Source organism: Xylanibacter ruminicola 23 (genome assembly GCF_000025925.1).
GTDB lineage: Bacteria > Bacteroidota > Bacteroidia > Bacteroidales > Bacteroidaceae > Prevotella > Prevotella ruminicola.
Window position 1 is genome coordinate 848,571 of the sequence record NC_014033.1, and the last position, 17,086, is coordinate 865,656.

General features: G+C 48.8%; 18 protein-coding genes and 1 pseudogene. 12 read left to right on the forward strand and 7 right to left on the reverse strand.

The annotated features are described in order from the left end of the window. Positions 1 to 200 precede the first annotated feature (200 nt). The 6 genes and pseudogenes from PRU_RS03650 to PRU_RS03665 all read left to right on the forward strand — a co-directional run bounded on the left by PRU_RS03650 (position 201) and on the right by PRU_RS03665 (position 2,996). Positions 201 to 989, forward strand: coding sequence for a metallophosphoesterase (locus PRU_RS03650; RefSeq protein ID WP_041386594.1), 789 nt, complete (start codon positions 201 to 203; stop codon positions 987 to 989). Positions 990 to 1,067: 78 nt separating this feature from the next. Continuing rightward, entirely contained in the window at positions 1,068 to 1,682 is a 615-nt protein-coding gene (locus PRU_RS03655; protein WP_013064543.1) for a CdiA C-terminal domain-containing protein, read from the forward strand. A 27-nt stretch (positions 1,683 to 1,709) separates the two neighbouring features. Further along, a complete protein-coding gene (locus PRU_RS15795) occupies positions 1,710 to 2,165 on the forward strand; it encodes a hypothetical protein (protein WP_074683779.1) in 456 nt (151 codons plus the stop codon). 46 nt (positions 2,166 to 2,211) lie between these two features. After that, the gene (locus PRU_RS16000) at positions 2,212 to 2,487 is read left to right on the forward strand and encodes a hypothetical protein (RefSeq protein WP_041385632.1); all 276 of its coding nucleotides are present in this window, start codon (positions 2,212 to 2,214) and stop codon (positions 2,485 to 2,487) included. A 23-nt stretch (positions 2,488 to 2,510) separates the two neighbouring features. Next, positions 2,511 to 2,651: pseudogene (locus tag PRU_RS16395) on the forward strand (ATP-binding protein); the annotation flags it as partial. Positions 2,652 to 2,687: 36 nt separating this feature from the next. Beyond that, positions 2,688 to 2,996, forward strand: coding sequence for a helix-turn-helix domain-containing protein (locus PRU_RS03665; protein ID WP_258575524.1), 309 nt, complete (start codon positions 2,688 to 2,690; stop codon positions 2,994 to 2,996). A 268-nt stretch (positions 2,997 to 3,264) separates the two neighbouring features. Here PRU_RS03665 and PRU_RS03670 read toward each other — a convergent pair whose 3' ends face one another. From PRU_RS03670 to PRU_RS03690, 5 genes are read right to left on the reverse strand one after another with little or no spacing between them, the layout of a single operon-like run. After that, positions 3,265 to 4,431: an AIR synthase-related protein gene (locus tag PRU_RS03670; RefSeq protein ID WP_013064886.1), complete on the reverse strand. Its 1,167-nt coding sequence runs from the start codon at positions 4,429 to 4,431 to the stop codon at positions 3,265 to 3,267. An 8-nt stretch (positions 4,432 to 4,439) separates the two neighbouring features. Next, positions 4,440 to 5,186: a shikimate dehydrogenase family protein gene (locus PRU_RS03675; protein WP_013064311.1), complete on the reverse strand. Its 747-nt coding sequence runs from the start codon at positions 5,184 to 5,186 to the stop codon at positions 4,440 to 4,442. A gap of 11 nt (positions 5,187 to 5,197) precedes the next feature. Further along, a complete protein-coding gene (gene ubiE / locus PRU_RS03680) occupies positions 5,198 to 5,929 on the reverse strand; it encodes a bifunctional demethylmenaquinone methyltransferase/2-methoxy-6-polyprenyl-1,4-benzoquinol methylase UbiE (protein ID WP_013064957.1) in 732 nt (243 codons plus the stop codon). Between the two features lie 27 nt (positions 5,930 to 5,956). After that, positions 5,957 to 6,913: a phosphoribosylaminoimidazolesuccinocarboxamide synthase gene (locus tag PRU_RS03685; RefSeq protein ID WP_013064788.1), complete on the reverse strand. Its 957-nt coding sequence runs from the start codon at positions 6,911 to 6,913 to the stop codon at positions 5,957 to 5,959. A gap of 34 nt (positions 6,914 to 6,947) precedes the next feature. Next, positions 6,948 to 7,910 carry a PhoH family protein gene (locus PRU_RS03690; protein ID WP_033149339.1) on the reverse strand — a complete coding sequence of 321 codons (963 nt, stop codon included), beginning with the start codon at positions 7,908 to 7,910 and terminating at the stop codon, positions 6,948 to 6,950. Positions 7,911 to 8,023: 113 nt separating this feature from the next. Between PRU_RS03690 and PRU_RS03695 the strand changes: the two genes are divergently transcribed. Together PRU_RS03695 and ypfJ are read left to right on the forward strand one after the other, a co-directional pair. Further along, a complete protein-coding gene (locus tag PRU_RS03695) occupies positions 8,024 to 8,743 on the forward strand; it encodes a DUF5715 family protein (protein WP_013063300.1) in 720 nt (239 codons plus the stop codon). Between the two features lie 72 nt (positions 8,744 to 8,815). Then, positions 8,816 to 9,697, forward strand: a complete 882-nt coding sequence (ypfJ, locus tag PRU_RS03700) for a KPN_02809 family neutral zinc metallopeptidase (protein WP_013065656.1) — start codon at positions 8,816 to 8,818, stop codon at positions 9,695 to 9,697. Here ypfJ and rlmH read toward each other — a convergent pair whose 3' ends face one another. Together rlmH and PRU_RS03710 are read right to left on the reverse strand one after the other, a co-directional pair. Then, positions 9,698 to 10,168 (reverse strand): 23S rRNA (pseudouridine(1915)-N(3))-methyltransferase RlmH, encoded by a 471-nt coding sequence (gene rlmH, locus PRU_RS03705; protein ID WP_013064428.1) that lies wholly within the window; start codon positions 10,166 to 10,168, stop codon positions 9,698 to 9,700. Between the two features lie 30 nt (positions 10,169 to 10,198). Further along, positions 10,199 to 11,515: a GH25 family lysozyme gene (locus PRU_RS03710; RefSeq protein ID WP_013063879.1), complete on the reverse strand. Its 1,317-nt coding sequence runs from the start codon at positions 11,513 to 11,515 to the stop codon at positions 10,199 to 10,201. 429 nt (positions 11,516 to 11,944) lie between these two features. Between PRU_RS03710 and PRU_RS03715 the strand changes: the two genes are divergently transcribed. The 4 genes from PRU_RS03715 to PRU_RS03730 all read left to right on the forward strand — a co-directional run bounded on the left by PRU_RS03715 (position 11,945) and on the right by PRU_RS03730 (position 17,079). Next, positions 11,945 to 13,447 (forward strand): 2-isopropylmalate synthase, encoded by a 1,503-nt coding sequence (locus tag PRU_RS03715; protein ID WP_013063073.1) that lies wholly within the window; start codon positions 11,945 to 11,947, stop codon positions 13,445 to 13,447. 2 nt (positions 13,448 to 13,449) lie between these two features. Beyond that, positions 13,450 to 14,844 (forward strand): 3-isopropylmalate dehydratase large subunit, encoded by a 1,395-nt coding sequence (gene leuC / locus PRU_RS03720; RefSeq protein WP_013063353.1) that lies wholly within the window; start codon positions 13,450 to 13,452, stop codon positions 14,842 to 14,844. Positions 14,845 to 14,929: 85 nt separating this feature from the next. Further along, the gene (leuD, locus tag PRU_RS03725; protein ID WP_013064680.1) at positions 14,930 to 15,526 is read left to right on the forward strand and encodes a 3-isopropylmalate dehydratase small subunit; all 597 of its coding nucleotides are present in this window, start codon (positions 14,930 to 14,932) and stop codon (positions 15,524 to 15,526) included. After that, positions 15,505 to 17,079 carry an alpha-isopropylmalate synthase regulatory domain-containing protein gene (locus PRU_RS03730; RefSeq protein ID WP_041385634.1) on the forward strand — a complete coding sequence of 525 codons (1,575 nt, stop codon included), beginning with the start codon at positions 15,505 to 15,507 and terminating at the stop codon, positions 17,077 to 17,079. The genes leuD and PRU_RS03730 overlap by 22 nt, the downstream gene beginning before the upstream one ends. Positions 17,080 to 17,086: the final 7 nt, after the last annotated feature.

Here is a 17,086-nt window from a genome sequence, read left to right on the forward strand (position 1 = left end):
CTACCACTCAACATGGAGCTATAGAGGGGAAAACTGTACTACCCTAGAAAAAGTTGAATGGATTTTACCTTACCCCTGCCAAAAGCTGAATCATTCTCTCTAAACCCTTGTTTTTTGTTGAAAGACGATTATTTTTATTCTTAGTTTTTTCTTTATTTCACTTATTTGGTGTATCTTTGCATGCAATAATACAAATAAAAATAGTGAACAGAAACTGCAATATAGTAGAATACCCTCGCGCCAAGAAAATCGTAGTTAGTGGCGATATTCATGGTGATTTTACTCAGCTCGTATTTAAGTGCTGCGTACAGTATGAAATGACCGATACACTTATCATTGTAGCTGGTGATTGTGGATTCGGTTTTGAAAGGCCCGGCTATTATGAGGCTGTTTACAATCGTTGTCGCGACCGGCTTTCAAAATCCAATAACTGGATAGTTTTTATAAGAGGAAATCATGATAATCCAGCTTATTTTAATAGACTACCAATCAAACACCAACGCTGGCGTACGTTATGTGATTATTCGGTAATTAAGGCTTGTGGTCATACGATTCTTTGTGTAGGTGGTGCAACATCCATCGACAGAACTCTTCGTATGGCTTCTAATAAATTTCATTTGCCCAATCCAAATGATCCTCTTTTGCCAAATGTTTATTGGTCAAATGAACTCCCTGAATTTAACAAGGAGAAGCTTAATAAAATTGATCAGCAATGCGCTGTCGATACCATAATTACCCATACTTCACCATCGTTCTGTGAATTATCATCACACCATTTCTTGGAAAGCTGGGCTGAGCATGATGTAGATTTGTTGGACGACGTAAGGTATGAGCGCCAGGTGATGGACGATATCTATAGTTATCTTTATAGCAAGAATCATCCTTTAAGATATTGGTATTACGGACATTTCCATGAGAGCTGGCATGCCGAAATAGATCAGGTAAGATACCACATGCTCGATATAATGGAGTTAAGAGAGATTCTTTAAGAAATATGAGTTTTTTCTAGCTAATTATTTGTTACATCGCTTTTTATTTGTATCTTTGCAATTGTAAATGAATCAACTATGTCTGAAGAGAATTTAACGGAAGGTTATTCTATATTAGAGGAGACTTGCATGTTGGTATGCGAGCCTCCATATCAAAATCTTGATACGTTATTGGAAGATTTGCCCAATTTTAGTGGAGCTGGTTTTTATACTCAACTACGACGCATTGCTGAACATCCAGCATTCGAACCAGTTGAGAATGAAGAGAAGATCTTTAGCGCTGCGGGTGATACATGTGATGACTATCAGAATTTGATTAATGCAGCAAGGAAAGCTGTTGAGCATGGTTATCGTGTTTTTATATTGCCAAATCCAAAGAGGTTTAGAACGCCTGACTTTATTTTTGAACGCAAGGGTGTATATAAACTGTTTGATTTAAAAACCATTTCGGGATCGAACTCGGTTGATAATCGTTTAAAAGAATCTGTTGGTCAAACTAACCGTGTGTTGCTTCATATGGTTTCTAATTATGAACCTCGTCCATTGGCTAAGAGTATAAAGCATTACTTCGAACTGAATCCTGAAGCAATAGAGGTTCTTGTAATAAAAGGAAAGAAATTTATCTCTATTGTTCGCAAAGACACATTAGGCGAATCATATATCAAATACTTTATGGTGAAATATACAAAATAAAAAACCACCCCGGAAGGTGGTTTTTAAATGGGCAGTATCGATAAAGCCTTGCCCCTCGCGGGATTCTACCCGGATAGCCAAAACAGATGTTCTGACGGTGCAAAGATAAAAACATTTTCAATAAGTTCCAAATATTTTGGGATTTTTTTTTTAGTAGAAGTGATTTTATATAAGAAATCTTTGTATATTTGCACCCAAAAGAACTATCAAAATGAAAATAGAGCAGATATACGAGGTTATTGCCAAGGAGGGCTTTCCGCTCTAACATTGCAAACTATTGATAACTGTATAAAGGAGATACAAGATGGGACAGAAGATTTTCCTAGATTTAATCTATCAGAGCATGCAGGACTCTGCACAGCAGGTGCGCCGCTCATTGGGGCGTCCATCATCGCGAGCTACGCGACAGCAAGCATTACGTCAAGTAGCCATGCTGAAGGCTGCGAAGGAAGCCCAGCAAACTGGCAAATAGATGAGTGCTAAGAAAAACTGATTGAACAATGGGCCAGGGCTGCCAATCTGTGGGAGGATGACTCTGAACAGATTCTTGTCGCCATGGGTAAAGTATACTGCTGATGCCGAAGTGATTGCTGAGTCAAAAAGAAGAGATTTCACAGGTATGTATGCACTCTATGATGGTTGTATCATAATAAACGAAGATTGGTGGGAATATATCCAGGAACACTTTGATGAATTATGCGTTTTTGCCACGCAGTCGTTCTTTGACTACGTCAAACAATACAATGACGCTATGAAACTCCTGAGATTTAGAACAACAGGGTTTAGTTTTATTGGAAAACTATAGAATAATAAGGCCATTCATCAAAGCCGCGTAATCGCAATATTGCTAATGCATTCTTCAAGGCTGGTTTTATCGATACTTGGGGACGTGGTTTCCAAAAAATTCAAGACGGATTTGAACCAGCAGGAATTCCTATGCCTAAGGTTGAGAATTTCTGCGGAGGAGTGAGGGTAACAATACAGCGAACCAAGTTCATGCAGATGATGAATGTCACTAGTGATGTCACTAGTAATGTCGTAAGTGATGTCACTAGTAATGTCGTAAGTGATGTCAGTAGTTCTGTCGGTAGTTTGTCGGTAGTGCAACTTACTGATAGACAGAAGAAAATACGCGAATTGATACTGAAGGATTCTTTTATTTCAGCACAGCAAATGTCAGTAGTTCTGTCAGTAGTTACACGAACTATATGGCGTGATCTTGCAGACTTGCAAAAGAAGGGGGTTTTGATTCGTGAGGGCAACACAAGTGCTGGTCATTGGCTTTGGGTTGGTCCTATAGTAGATAATAAATAAGTAAAAGGCAATTAAAGAATAGCTTATGTCAAAATTTAACGAACACAGCTTGGAAATGACCATCATAGAGCTGTTCTGCTGGATTACGCGGTTGAGAGCGGTCAGGACTTTGACGAGCTACTGATTGAGAAGAATCGCTATGGTGCCATGTGGCTGCACTTTGCGGTAAGGCCGAAAGATAATCGGCACAAAATACTATTTATTAATGCATAAAAAAACAGCGGAGGGCATTGTGCTCTCCGCTGCGTTTTTATAGATGTAAATAAAATTACTCGTAATCGAATGTACCGAACTCGCTCTTGATGTTGAGGCTCTTCTTGCCTTCCTCGATATGTCCTACTACCTGAGCATCGATGTTGAAGCTCTTTGAGAGGGCGATGACCTGATCGGCAACCTCGGGACGTACGTAGATTTCCATGCGGTGACCCATGTTGAATACCTGGTACATCTCCTTCCAATCGGTACCTGAGCACTCGTGGATGGCACGGAACAATGGGGGTACAGGGAACATGTTGTCCTTGACGACGCGGCAGTTGTCGTTCACGAAGTGGAGCACCTTGGTCTGGGCGCCGCCTGTGCAGTGTACCATACCGTGGATTTCGGGACGGAGCTCGTCGAGCAGTTTCTTGATAACTGGTGCGTAGGTGCGGGTGGGTGAGAGCACGAGCTGACCGGCATTAACGGGCGAACCTTCGACGGCATCGGTAAGCTTGTACTTACCGCTATACACGAGCTCGTCAGGGACAGCGTGATCGAAGCTCTCGGGATAGTTCTCGGCGAGATACTTGGCAAACACATCGTGACGGGCTGAGGTAAGACCGTTTGAACCCATACCACCGTTGTAGCGCTTCTCGTAAGTGGCCTGACCGGTTGACGACAAACCAACGATGACATCGCCTGGGCGGATGTTGGCATTATCGATCACGTCGGCACGCTTCATGCGGCAGGTAACAGTGCTATCTACGATGATGGTGCGAACCAGGTCGCCTACATCGGCAGTCTCGCCACCAGTGGGGTAGATGCCGATACCCATTTCGCGGAGTTCGGCCAGCAGCTCGTCGGTACCATTGATAACGGCTGAGATAACCTCGCCAGGAATCAACATCTTGTTACGACCGATGGTGCTTGATACCAGGATGTTATCTACGGCGCCCACGCAAAGCAGGTCGTCGGTATTCATCACGATGGCATCCTGAGCGATACCTTTCCATACTGAGAGGTCGCCAGTTTCTTTCCAATACATGTAGGCGAGGGCCGACTTGGTGCCAGCGCCATCGGCATGCATGATGTTACAATACTCTGGGTCGCCCCCTAAGATGTCGGGGATAATCTTACAGAAGGCCTGTGGGAAGATTCCCTTGTCAATGTTTTTGATAGCGTTGTGCACATCCTCCTTGGCAGCACTCACGCCTCGCATCATATATCTATTATCCATAATCTAAACTATTTTTCGTGCCAAAATTCCCAGCTGGCGAAGGCTTGGAGCAGGAGCATCTCGAGGCCGTTCTTAACCTCGGCACCGTACTTGGCGCCCTTGCGCATGAACAGGGTTTGGTCGGGGTTATAAATGAGGTCGTAAAGGATGGTGTGCGAGTTCATTGCCTCGTAAGGCAGATCGGGGCACTCGTCGGTTTTGGGGTACATGCCTAATGGCGTGCAGTTAACAATGACGTTGTACTCCTTGATAACCTCGGGGGTAATCTGATTGTACTGGATGGTGTCGGGGCGCTCGTAACGGCTGACGAACACGGGCTCGATGCCTAACGACTTGAGACCGAAGTTGATGGCCTTTGAGGCGCCGCCGGTGCCCAGGATAAGGGCTTTTTTGTGCCACTTGGGGTCGAGCATGCTCTCGATGCTCTGGGTAAACCCGATGACATCGCTGTTATAGCCCTTGAGCAGCGTTTTATTCTTCTCATGGACCACACGGATCACATTGACAGCGCCGATGGCACGTGCCTCGGGCGAAATGCTGTCGAGGAAAGGAATCACCTTCTCTTTGTAAGGGATGGTGACGTTGAGACCTTTAAGGTTGGGATTGCGGTCGATGATCTCGGGGAGTTCATCAATCGTGGGAATCTCAAAGTTCTCGTACTTGGCATTGATGCCTTCGTCGGCAAACTTCTGGTTGAAGTAGCTGATGGAGAACGAATGTCCCAAGGGGTAACCGATAAGTCCGTACTTGTCCATAAATTTAGTATTTATTTAGTTGCAAAATACATGGTGCAGATGCCGAAGGTGAGCCTGCGGAACGAGGCCTCGGCAAATCCTGCCTTCATCAGAATATCTACCATGCGCTCGCCCTGGGGGAAAGCCTCGATGGTTTTTGTGAGATAGGAGTAGGCGCTGGTGTCGCGCGAGATCAGTCGGCCATAAACGGGGAGCACGGTGTGCGAGTAGATGTGGAACAGCTGCTTCATGGGGAACTTAACAGGTGTGGTAAGTTCGACGATGCTGAGATGGCCACCGGGCTTAAGCACGCGATACATTTCGCGAAGACCGGCATCGAGGTCGGCAAAGTTGCGGATGCCGAATGCGGCGGTAACGGCGTCGAAGGTATCGCTATTATAGGATAGGTGTAGGCAATCCTCTTTCTCGAACGTTACGATGCTGTCGAGTCCGAGTGCCTTTACCTTCTGTCGGCCTATCTCCATCATGCCCTCGCTGATGTCGGCACCTACCACGCGGGTGGGCTGCAGCATCTGGGTGGCTAGGATGGCGAAGTCGCCTGTGCCTGTGGCTATATCGAGCAGCGACTGGGGCTTGAAAGGCGCCAAAGCCTTGATGGCCTTGCGGCGCCAACCCTTATCGATGTCCCACGACAAACGGTGGTTAAGCTTGTCGTAGGTAGGGGCGATGTTATCAAACATCTGCTCTACCTGCGACGCTTTTTCACCTTCGCCGTATGGCTTTATCTTCTCCTGATCGTACATTAATGATTAAACATTAAACATTAAACATTAGCGTGACTTAAAAGCTGCGAGCCATTCGCTGACGTTCTTCTCGATGCGCTGGGCGATATCCTCGTCGCTGTTCTCGCGCTCAAACTTCTCGCCTACGATGTGCTCGTACAGCTCGATGTAACGCTCTGATACGCTCTCGGCATACTCGTCGGTAATCTCGGGCATGGTCTGTCCGGGCTCGTTCATGAAGTCGTGCTCGATGAGCCACTGACGAACGAACTCCTTAGAGAGCTGGCGCTGGGGCTCGCCCTTGGCAAGCTTCTCCTCGTAACCATCAGCATAGAAATAACGGCTTGAGTCGGGGGTGTGGATCTCGTCGATGAGGTAAACCTTACCATCGCGCTTACCAAACTCGTACTTGGTATCAACGAGGATCAGTCCGCGCTTGGCGGCAATCTCCTGTCCGCGAGCGAAGATCTTACGGGTGTAGTCCTCCATGATGGCATAGTCCTCGGCAGATACGATGCCCTGAGCGATAATCTCTTCCTTCGAGATGTTCATGTCGTGACCCTCATCGGCCTTGGTTGTTGGGGTGATGATGGGCTCGGGGAAACGCTCGTTCTCCTTCATGCCGTCGGGCAGCTTCACACCACACAGTTCGCGGCAGCCATTCTTGTACTCGCGCCAAGCCGAACCGGTAAGGATGCTACGGATAATCATCTCAACACGGAAACCCTCGCACTTCAGACCAACGGTTACCATGGGATCGGGGGTAGCCAGCTTCCAGTTGGGGCAGATGTCGGTAGTGGCATCGAGGAACTTGGCTGCAATCTGATTGAGCACCTGACCCTTGAAGGGGATTCCCTTGGGCAGTACTACGTCGAATGCTGAGATACGATCGGTGGCTACCATCACCATCAGATCGTCGTTAATGTTGTAAACGTCACGAACCTTGCCGTGATAAACGCTCTTCTGACCTGCGAACTTAAAGTCCGTCTTAGTTAATGCTTTCATCTTATTATATCTGTTTTGACAATTTCTCTCTGTTTCACTTGTTTGGTATTTCGCCCTTCATCTCTTTATCAAACTCCTCGTAGGCGTTGACGATGCGGGTTACGAGTTTGTGGCGAACGATATCATCGCGCTGCAGATTAACGATACCAATGCCCTCTACATTATTTAATATATGCAGGGCCTCGATGAGTCCGCTCTTTTGCGAGTGGGGCAGGTCGATCTGCGTCATGTCGCCTGTAATAATCATCTTGGTGTTCCAGCCCATACGGGTGAGGAACATGCGTATCTGGGCGGGCGTGGTGTTCTGCGCCTCGTCGAGAATCACGATAGCATCGTTCAGCGTGCGACCGCGCATAAATGCCAAGGGGGCAATCTGAATGATGTTCTTCTCCATCATATCCTGCAGCTTTACCTGAGGCAGCATGTCCTCGAGGGCATCGTAAAGGGGCTGCAGATAGGGGTCGATTTTATCCTTCATGTCGCCAGGTAGGAATCCGAGTTTCTCGCCAGCTTCTACAGCTGGTCGCGAGAGGATAATCTTTTTGGCGGTTTTGTCTTTCAGGGCTTTAACGGCAAGGGCTATGGAGAGGTATGTTTTTCCGGTACCAGCTGGGCCAACGGCAAACACCATGTCGTTATGGTTGTAAGCCTCGATGAGTCGCTGCTGGTTGGGCGTTCGCGCCTTGATGGGGCGGCCCGACATGGAATAAACCACAACGCCATCGGGCACATCATCGCGCGTGCGCTTACCTTTTATGATATCGAGGATGTCCTCGTCGCCAAGCGAATTAAAACGGAGTACATGGGCGCGCAGCTTTTCAACACTTTCCTCGAAAGCTGCCATTTGTTCCTCGTCGCCCAAAACGCGAATCACATTGTCGCGGGCCATGATGCGCAGTTTGGGGTATAACGAGCGAATCATCTGTAAGTGCCCGTTGCCAACCCCATAGAATATCACGGGGTCAATGTCTTCTAATACGATATGTTTCTCTATCAAAAGCTGAAGTTTTTTATTTTTGGGCACAAAGTTACAAATAATTTTTGTATCTTTGCAACGCAAAACAGAATTTTTAAATGAAACTTACAAAAAAAAGATATTTAATAGGATTTATGGGCATTGTAGCGGTGCTTGCGGTGGTACGTGCCGAGTTTCCGCAGCTGGCTGAACCAAGAATTGCTGAGAGCCATGTAGAGGTGAATGCCGACAGTGTGGCAGCTGCGATGCCTCATACCGATTTCAGTGCTACAGCTACTGCTAAGAAGCATAAGATATACTCGGTGCCCAGCTTTAAGGCCTGCTTTCCTGATACCCAGTCGGTGCAGTTGGCTGCAGCGATGAAGTGGGGCGTGAAGCGTGTAAAGAACCGCGAGGATGCCGAGAAGCGTAAGAGCGAGCTGGTGTATGTGGGTGCCAACCCTTACGTGCATATCGACAAGCTGTACTCGAGTATTCCTTACCTGGTGCCCCGTGCGGCGGTGCTGCTGCAGGATGTCGGTCAGGCATTCTTCGACAGCTTGTATGTAAAGGGCATTGCCCTGCATCGCCCCATTGTTACCAGCGTGCTGCGTACCGAGGCCGATGTGACCAAGCTGCGCCGACATAACGGCAATGCTACCGAGAACTCGTGCCATCTGTATGGTACCACCTTCGACATCTGTTACAACCGCTACGAAACGGTTCAGGATCCTGATGGACCTGCGCGCAGGGCTGTGCGTAACGACAGCTTGAAATACGTGCTGTGCGAGGTGCTGCGCGATATGCGCGAACAGGGTCGCTGCTACATCAAATACGAGGTGAAGCAGGGGTGCTTTCATATGACGGTACGTTAAACATTAAACGTAAAACATTAAACATTAAAGATTAAACATTAAAGATTAAACATTAAATAAAAACTTAGGACTATGAGATTAGACGGACGAAGAGAAAGCTCGAATGTTGAGGATCGCCGCGGTATGAGCGGTGGTGCTAAGGCTGGTATCGGAGGTATTGGCGGTATTATTCTGATTGCTCTGTTTACCTTTCTGCAAGGTGGAAACGTGGGCGATGTCGTACAGAATGTGGTGCAGCAAGGCTTACAGATGCAGGCGCCTACCGAGACCGTTGGTGAGGAGAATTTTACTGAGGAGGAACAGGAACTGGCCTCGGACTGTAAGAAGATTCTGGCTAGTACCGAGGAGGTATGGGCCAAGGTGTTCGAGGAGAATGGCTGGGGCGAATATCAGTACCCCACGCTGGTGCTGTTCAGTAATCAGGTAAACTCGGCTTGCGGCTCGGCTACAGCTGCGGTGGGTCCGTTCTACTGCTCGGGCGACCAGAAACTGTATGTCGATCTCTCGTTCTTTACCCAGATGAAACGTCAGTTGGGTGTTGAGGGTAACACCTTTGCCTACGCGTATGTGATAGCCCACGAGATTGGTCACCATATTGAGTACCTGACGGGTACACTGAACAAGGCGCATTCGGCTATGAACCAGACAGATAAGGTGAGTGCCAACCAGATAAGCGTGCGCTTGGAGCTGTTGGCCGATTACTATGCCGGCGTGTGGGCGCATTACGAGGATGCGATGAACCACTCGATGGAGTACGGCGATTTAGAAAAGGGCTTGGAACTGGCTAAGGCTATCGGCGACGACTGGTTGCAGAAGAAGGCTCAGGGCCGTGCAACACCCGAATCGTTTACCCACGGCACCAGCGATCAGCGTAAGCGCTGGCTGAAGCGTGGCTTCGAGACTGGCGACATGCGCACCACAACCTTCGCTGTACAGAATTACAACGATCTATAATTACTCGTGATGATAGGGCTCGCCTTTGATGATGGTGCAGGCACGATAGATCTGCTCGGTAAATACCAAACGAATCATCTGATGCGAGAACGTCATCTTTGAGAGCGAGAGTTGCTCGTTAGCACGGGCATATACCTCGGGAGAAAATCCATACGGTCCGCCTACGACGAATACCAGTCGGCGGGCCGTATTGCGTTTCTGCTCCAGCCACTTGGCAAACTCGATACTACGAAACTCCTTACCATGCTCGTCGAGCAGCACCACGGTGTCGCTGGGCTGAATCTGTTTCAGAATCAGTTCGCCCTCGGTGGTTTTCTGCTGTGCCTCCGACAGGCTCTTGGTGTTTTTGAGTTCGGGGATGGTTATGAGCTCGAAAGGCATGTAATGTCCGATGCGATCTACATAATCGTTGATGCCCGCCTGGAAATGCTTGTCGGTGGTCTTGCCAACCAGTATTAAGATAGTCTTCATGATTGAAAATTGAATATTGAAGATTGAAAGTTATTTTATGCTTTTGTTGGCTACGAACTCGTCGAACTGACTCTTATAGCCGTTAAACACATTGATATCTACATCGCCACGAATACCGTTTACACGGCCATCGGGGCACAGTTGCCAGAAGGCCAGGCGCACATCGGGCTTGTACTCGCCGTAGCGGGCAATCCACACGTCGTAGTCGCGCTTAATGTCGGGCACCATACCAAAATATTTATTGATAAACATCTGGTTTATATATAAGATAGGTGTTACGCCGCAACGGGCCTTAACCATCCTGCACCAGATACGTATCTGCTGGAACATCTTCTCGGCACCGCCTGCAGCACGTATCTGTGCGTCGCTGGGCTCTACATCGAGCACTGGGGGCAGGTCGCCCTTCTGGAACTTGGTGTGCTTGATGAAATGCTTGGCCTGGGCGGCACCCGATGTTTTGAGCGAGAAGAAGTGGTAGGCGCCGATGGGGATACCATGTTTGCGTGCCTTGGCGTAATCGTCGGCATAGAACTTATTGGTTACGGTAACGCCCTCGGTACTCTTGATAAAGATAAACGAGATGGGGTAGTTGGCCTTGCCGTGCACATTCTTGTGGTTTTTCTTGCCTAAGAAGCTGATGCTGAGCTTATCCCAAAGGATGGGTGATTTGTGGCGCCCCTTGCCGTGCTGGTAGCGGGCGATATCAATGCCGTAGATGCGCTCGGAGGTGTACTTCATGCGTTCGCCCCAGAATCGGTTCTTCTTCCATTCGCCCACCTGCAGGCGTGGCTCGCCATCGGTAGGGGTGAGCAGTTGAATGCCGAATCCGTCGCGCTTATCATCGGTCCAGTGACCCTCGAAATAGCTGCCATCGGCTATGTAAGCACCATGACCGTTGGCTTTGGTACCTCTGAAGTCGCCTTGGTAAGTTCCTAAGCTGTCGATACGCAAACCCGTTTTGATGGTGTCGGCCTGATAAGTGGCCACGATGGTAAAACCAGCCGAGTCTAAAGCCAGCGTGGTGCCCTCGTGGGTACGGTTGCGCCAGTTGCCCACGTTCCAAACGGTTAGTCGCTGGGCAGGTTCAATCTGCAGGCGCTTACCGTTGGCAAAGGCTGCCACCATCTCATAGCCCTCGTCCATCACGTTGTGACGGTCGAAGTAATACTCAAATTCGTCGCCAAAATCGGGCATAGAGTCGTTGGGCAGGGTGTCGGCCTCGGCGGCAAGTGTGTTCTGCATATCGGCACTTAGTTGCATGCCGGGATGCGTGGGTTGCCTCAGAAAGTAGGTTGATGCCAACAGCAGAACAAAGGGTGTTATAATAGATATTAATACCTTTTTCATTTATTTACATGATTTCGGGTGCAAAGTTACAAATTAATTTGCTATCTTTGCCATCAAAATAATGATAATTTTTATGCTTATGATAAAGAATTGATGTGCGAACAGGCCCCCAAAAAGGGCTAAAACTAATAAATTGATAGATTTTTCGATAAAAAAGTTACGAATTGTTTGTTTATTCCAACGAAAATGATTAATTTTGCAGCCGAAAATAAAAAATTAAGCAAAAATGAAGAGTCTGAATCTACTTAACAGCCTGTTTATTATTATTCGACTGCATGGGGCAGGTCGGAAGTGACAGGGTATGTAGATAATTGACAATGTTTCATTGAAACTAAAAATTAAGATAGAGCCTTTCTCACTTCCGAGTGTGAAAGGCTCTTTCGTTTGGAATAAATTAATAGTTTAATCGTAAAATAGTAAAATTGTAAAATGGAAAGGTTGTTTATTTTCGACACAACGCTCCGCGACGGCGAACAGGTGCCCGGATGCCAGTTGAACACCGTAGAGAAGATTCAGGTGGCTAAGGCGCTTGAGCAGTTGGGCGTGGACGTGATCGAAGCAGGATTCCCTATCTCAAGTCCAGGTGACTTTAACAGTGTGATTGAAATCTCGAAAGCGGTTACATGGCCAGTGATTTGTGCGCTGACACGTGCCGTTGAACGCGATATCGACGTGGCTTTCGAAGCCCTGCAGTATGCCAAGCACAAGCGTATTCACACGGGTATCGGTACCAGCGACGAGCACATTCGGTATAAGTTCAACTCAACCCGTGAGGAGATTCTGGAGCGTGCCGTTGCCGCCACCAAGTATGCCAAGCGATTTGTAGATGATGTGGAGTTCTACTGCGAGGATGCCGGAAGAACAGACAACGCATATCTGGCCCAGGTGGTAGAGGCGGTAATCAAGGCTGGTGCTACCGTAGTAAACATCCCCGATACCACAGGCTACTGTCTGCCTGAGGAGTATCACGATAAAATCAAATACCTGATGGAGCACGTGGATAATATCGATCGCGCCATCATCTCAACCCATTGTCATAACGACTTGGGTATGGCTACTGCCAACTCGTTCAGCGGTGTGATGGCAGGTGCCCGCCAGGTGGAGGTAACCATCAACGGTATTGGCGAGCGTGCCGGTAACACATCGCTCGAAGAGATTGCCATGATACTGAAGTGCCACAAGCAGTTAGGTATCGAGACCAACATCAATACCACCAAGATTTATCCTACCAGCCGTATGGTGTCGAGCTTGATGAATATGCCCGTTCAGCCTAACAAGGCTATCGTGGGTCGTAATGCCTTTGCGCACTCAAGCGGTATCCATCAGGACGGTGTGCTGAAGAACGTACAGACCTACGAGATTATGGACCCCAAGGATGTGGGTATCGACGATAACTCAATCGTACTCACCGCCCGCTCAGGTCGTGCTGCCTTGAAGCATCGTCTGCATGTGAACGGTGTGGATCTGACCGAGGAGAAGTTGGATAAGGTATATGAGAAGTTCCTGGTATTGGCCGACCAGAAGAAGGAGGTGAGCGATGCCGATGCTCTGATGCTGGCTGGTGCCGATACAGCTGATACACATGCTGTTAGATTAGACTTCCTGCAGGTTACTACAGGTAAGGGCGTGAAGAGTGTGGCCAGTATCGGACTGGACATCAGCGGACAGAAGTTCGAGGCAGCTGCTTCGGGTAACGGTCCGGTTGATGCAGCCATCAAGGCACTCAAGAAGATAATCATGAAGCAGATGACGCTGAAGGAGTTTACCATCCAGGCTATCTCGAAGGGTAGCGACGATGTGGGTAAGGTACACATGCAGGTGGAGTACGACGGTGCCCTTTACTATGGTTTTGGTGCCAACACCGATATCGTTACCGCCAGCGTCGAGGCGTATATCGATTGTATAAACAAGTTTAAAAAGGAGGAAGATTAAAAATGAATACACTCTTTGATAAGATATGGGATAAGCACGTGGTGCAGCAGGTGGAGGAAGGTCCTACGCAGCTGTATATCGACCGCTTGTACTGTCACGAGGTAACATCGCCTCAGGCATTCGACGGCATGCGTGCACGCGGACTGAAATGTTTCCGCCCCCAGCAGATATTCTGTATGCCCGATCACAATACACCTACACACGATCAGGACAAACCTATCGAGGATCCCGTTTCGCGTAAGCAGGTGGACACCCTCGCCAAGAATGCAGCCGAGTTCGGACTGACCCATTACGGCATGATGTCGAAGGATAACGGTATCATCCACGTGGTAGGTCCTGAGAAGGGATTATCGCTGCCAGGCATGACGATTGTTTGTGGCGACTCGCACACCTCTACCCATGGCGCAATGGGTGCTGTGGCTTTTGGTATCGGTACCAGCGAGGTAGAGATGGTGATGGCCTCGCAGTGTATCCTGCAGCAGAAACCTAAGTCGATGCGTATCACCATCAACGGCGTGCTGGGTAAGGGTGTAACACCTAAGGATGTGGCCCTTTACCTGATGGCACAGATTACCACCAGTGGTGCTACGGGCTACTTTATCGAGTATGCCGGATCTACGGTTAAGGCTATGAGTATGGAGGGCCGACTGACGCTGTGTAACCTCTCGATAGAGATGGGTGCGCGTGGTGGTTTTATCGCTCCCGACAGTACCACGTTTAATTACCTGAAGGGTAGGGAGTATACCCCTAAGGGCGAGGCGTGGGACAAGGCTGTGGCCTATTGGAAAACGCTGAAGAGTGGCGACGATGCTGTGTTCGACAAGGAGCTATCGTTTAATGCTGCTGATATCGAGCCCCGTGTTACCTATGGTACCAACCCAGGTATGGGTATCGGTATTACTGAGAATATTCCCGCTAATGCCGAGCAGGCTAAAGCACCCGAAGCTGGCTTTGAGAAGGCCCTGAACTATATGCAGTTTGAGGCTGGACAGAAGTTGCTGGGTACCAAGGTGGATTATGTGTTCCTGGGTGCTTGCACCAACGGACGTATCGAGGATTTCCGTGCGTTTGCCCATCTGGTTAAGGGCCGTCATAAGTCGCCCGATGTGGTGGCTTGGCTGGTACCTGGTTCGTGGGCTGTTGACAAGCAGATTCGCGAAGAAGGACTGGACAAGGTGCTCGAGGCTGCTGGTTTCGAAATCCGTCAGCCTGGCTGTTCGGCCTGCTTGGCCATGAACGACGACAAGGTGCCCGCAGGTAAGTTGGCGGTATCAACATCCAACCGCAACTTTGAAGGTCGCCAAGGCCCCGGTGCCCGCACCATCTTAGCATCGCCCCTCACCGCTGCCGCTGCAGCGATAACCGGCGTGATTACAGATCCACGAGAGTTAATATAGCAACGGACAACAGGACTGAAAGAAAAAATCCTCGCGATAAAATAATCCTAAAGTCCTGTAGTCCGTTGCAAAAAAACAAAAAAAGATGAAACAGAAATTCAATGTAATAACAAGTACGTGTATTCCGCTTCCGATGGAGAATGTGGATACCGACCAGATAATACCCGCCCGATTCCTGAAGGCCACCACACGCGAAGAGAAATTCTTTGGCGACAACCTGTTTCGCGACTGGCGATACAACGCCGATGGCACGCTGAACAACGACTTTGTGCTTAACAATCCCAAGTACTCGGGCTGCATCCTGGTGGCAGGCAAGAACTTTGGTTCGGGTAGTAGTCGCGAACACGCTGCGTGGGCCATCGCAGGCTACGGCTTCCGTGTGGTTATCAGCAGTTTCTTTGCCGATATCCATAAGAACAACGAGCTGAACAACTTTGTGCTGCCCGTGGTGGTGAGCGAGGCGTTTCTGGCTGAACTCTTTGCCAGCATCGATGCTGATGCCAAGACCGAAGTAGAGGTGGATCTGCCCAACCAGACGGTAACCAACAAGGCTACCGGGCGCAGCGAGCACTTCGACATTAACGCTTACAAGAAGCATTGTCTGATGAACGGATTAGACGATATCGACTTCTTGGTGGAGAACAAACAGAAAACAGAACAATGGGAACAAGCGAACAAGTAAACAAATTCAAGCGTGTAAAGCCCTTTGTGGAGATTATGGACTCTACGCTGCGCGATGGTGAGCAAACCAGCGGCGTATCGTTTCTGCCCCACGAAAAGCTGATGATGGCCCGCATGCTGCTGAACGATCTGAATGTGGATCGTATCGAAGTGGCATCGGCCCGTGTGAGCGAGGGCGAACGCGAGGCGGTAAGCATGATTTGTCGCTATGCCTCACGTATCGATGCTCTCGAAAGGGTAGAGGTGCTGGGCTTTATCGATGGCGGCAAAAGCATCGACTGGGCTGCTGAGTGCGGTTGTAAAACCGTGAATCTGTTGGCCAAAGGCTCGCTGAAGCATTGTACCCAGCAGTTGCAGAAAACACCCGACGAGCACATAGAGGATATCCATCGCGAGGTGCGTTATGCCCACGAAAAAGGCATTACCGTTAACCTGTATCTGGAGGATTGGAGCAACGGTATGAACGAGTCGCCCACCTACGTTTACAAGCTGATGGATGCGCTGTGCGATGTGGGTATCCGACGCTTTATGCTGCCCGATACCTTGGGTATCATGAACCCGCTGCAGTGTATCGAGTACTTCCGCAAAATGCTGAAGCGTTATCCCGATACGCACTTCGATTTCCACGCCCATAACGATTACGATCTGGCGGTATCGAACTCGTTGGCTGCTGTGCTGAGTGGTGCCAAAGGTCTGCACGTAACGGTGAACGGACTGGGTGAGCGTTGTGGTAATGCACCGCTGTCGAGTGTGCAGGTAATTCTGAAGGACCAGTTTAATGCCCGCACTAATATCCGCGAGGACAAACTGAACGACATCTCGCGTATGGTTGAGAGCTATAGTGGTATTGCCGTAGCACCTAATCAGCCTATCATCGGCGATAACGTGTTTACCCAGGTGGCTGGTGTGCATGCCGATGGCGACAAGAAGGATAACCTGTATTGCAACGCTTTGGTGCCAGAGCGATTCGGTAGAAAGCGCGAATATGCCCTTGGTAAGAATAGCGGTAAAGCTAACATCGCCAAGAATCTGGAAGAACTCGGTTTGGAGCTCACACCTGAGCAGACCAAACGTGTAACCCTGCGTATTACCGAACTGGGCGACAAGAAAGAGATTGTAACGCAGGAGGATCTGCCATTCATCGTGAGCGACGTGCTGAAACACGATGCACCAGAGGATAAAGTTAAGTTGGTAAGTTATGTAGTATCAACGGCTTATGGCTTGAAACCTGGAGCAAATATAAAGGTGGAGATTAACGGACAGGCGTACGAGGCTTCGGCTACTGGTGACGGTCAGTACGACGCTTTCGTAAAGTCGTTGCGCTATATCTATAAGAAGTATCTCGGACGTACGTTCCCCATCCTGCAGAACTACGCTGTTACCATCCCGCCTGGCGGACGAACCGATGCGTTGGTACAGACCGTGATTACCTGGAATGATAACGGCAAAATCCTCCGCACCCGCGGACTGGATGCCGACCAGACCGAAGCGGCCATCAAGGCTACCTTCAAGATGCTGAACATCATCGAAGATGAACAAGAGAAAGAAATATAGTTGAAAA

Excerpts from the sequence above, each read along its gene's own strand:
- ubiE (WP_013064957.1), bottom strand. The coding sequence starts at position 5,929 with ATGTACGATCAGGAGAAGATAAAGCCATACGGCGAAGGTGAAAAAGCG.
- rlmH (WP_013064428.1), bottom strand. The coding sequence starts at position 10,168 with ATGAAGACTATCTTAATACTGGTTGGCAAGACCACCGACAAGCATTTC.
- leuD (WP_013064680.1), top strand. The coding sequence starts at position 14,930 with ATGAAACAGAAATTCAATGTAATAACAAGTACGTGTATTCCGCTTCCG.
- PRU_RS16000 (WP_041385632.1), top strand. The coding sequence starts at position 2,212 with ATGACTCTGAACAGATTCTTGTCGCCATGGGTAAAGTATACTGCTGAT.
- PRU_RS15795 (WP_074683779.1), top strand. The coding sequence starts at position 1,710 with ATGGGCAGTATCGATAAAGCCTTGCCCCTCGCGGGATTCTACCCGGAT.
- PRU_RS03665 (WP_258575524.1), top strand. The coding sequence starts at position 2,688 with ATGAATGTCACTAGTGATGTCACTAGTAATGTCGTAAGTGATGTCACT.
- PRU_RS03655 (WP_013064543.1), top strand. The coding sequence starts at position 1,068 with ATGTCTGAAGAGAATTTAACGGAAGGTTATTCTATATTAGAGGAGACT.
- PRU_RS03695 (WP_013063300.1), top strand. The coding sequence starts at position 8,024 with ATGGGCATTGTAGCGGTGCTTGCGGTGGTACGTGCCGAGTTTCCGCAG.
- PRU_RS03730 (WP_041385634.1), top strand. The coding sequence starts at position 15,505 with ATGGGAACAAGCGAACAAGTAAACAAATTCAAGCGTGTAAAGCCCTTT.
- PRU_RS03715 (WP_013063073.1), top strand. The coding sequence starts at position 11,945 with ATGGAAAGGTTGTTTATTTTCGACACAACGCTCCGCGACGGCGAACAG.
- PRU_RS03710 (WP_013063879.1), bottom strand. The coding sequence starts at position 11,515 with ATGAAAAAGGTATTAATATCTATTATAACACCCTTTGTTCTGCTGTTG.
- PRU_RS03670 (WP_013064886.1), bottom strand. The coding sequence starts at position 4,431 with ATGGATAATAGATATATGATGCGAGGCGTGAGTGCTGCCAAGGAGGAT.
- PRU_RS03685 (WP_013064788.1), bottom strand. The coding sequence starts at position 6,913 with ATGAAAGCATTAACTAAGACGGACTTTAAGTTCGCAGGTCAGAAGAGC.
- ypfJ (WP_013065656.1), top strand. The coding sequence starts at position 8,816 with ATGAGATTAGACGGACGAAGAGAAAGCTCGAATGTTGAGGATCGCCGC.
- leuC (WP_013063353.1), top strand. The coding sequence starts at position 13,450 with ATGAATACACTCTTTGATAAGATATGGGATAAGCACGTGGTGCAGCAG.
- PRU_RS03675 (WP_013064311.1), bottom strand. The coding sequence starts at position 5,186 with ATGGACAAGTACGGACTTATCGGTTACCCCTTGGGACATTCGTTCTCC.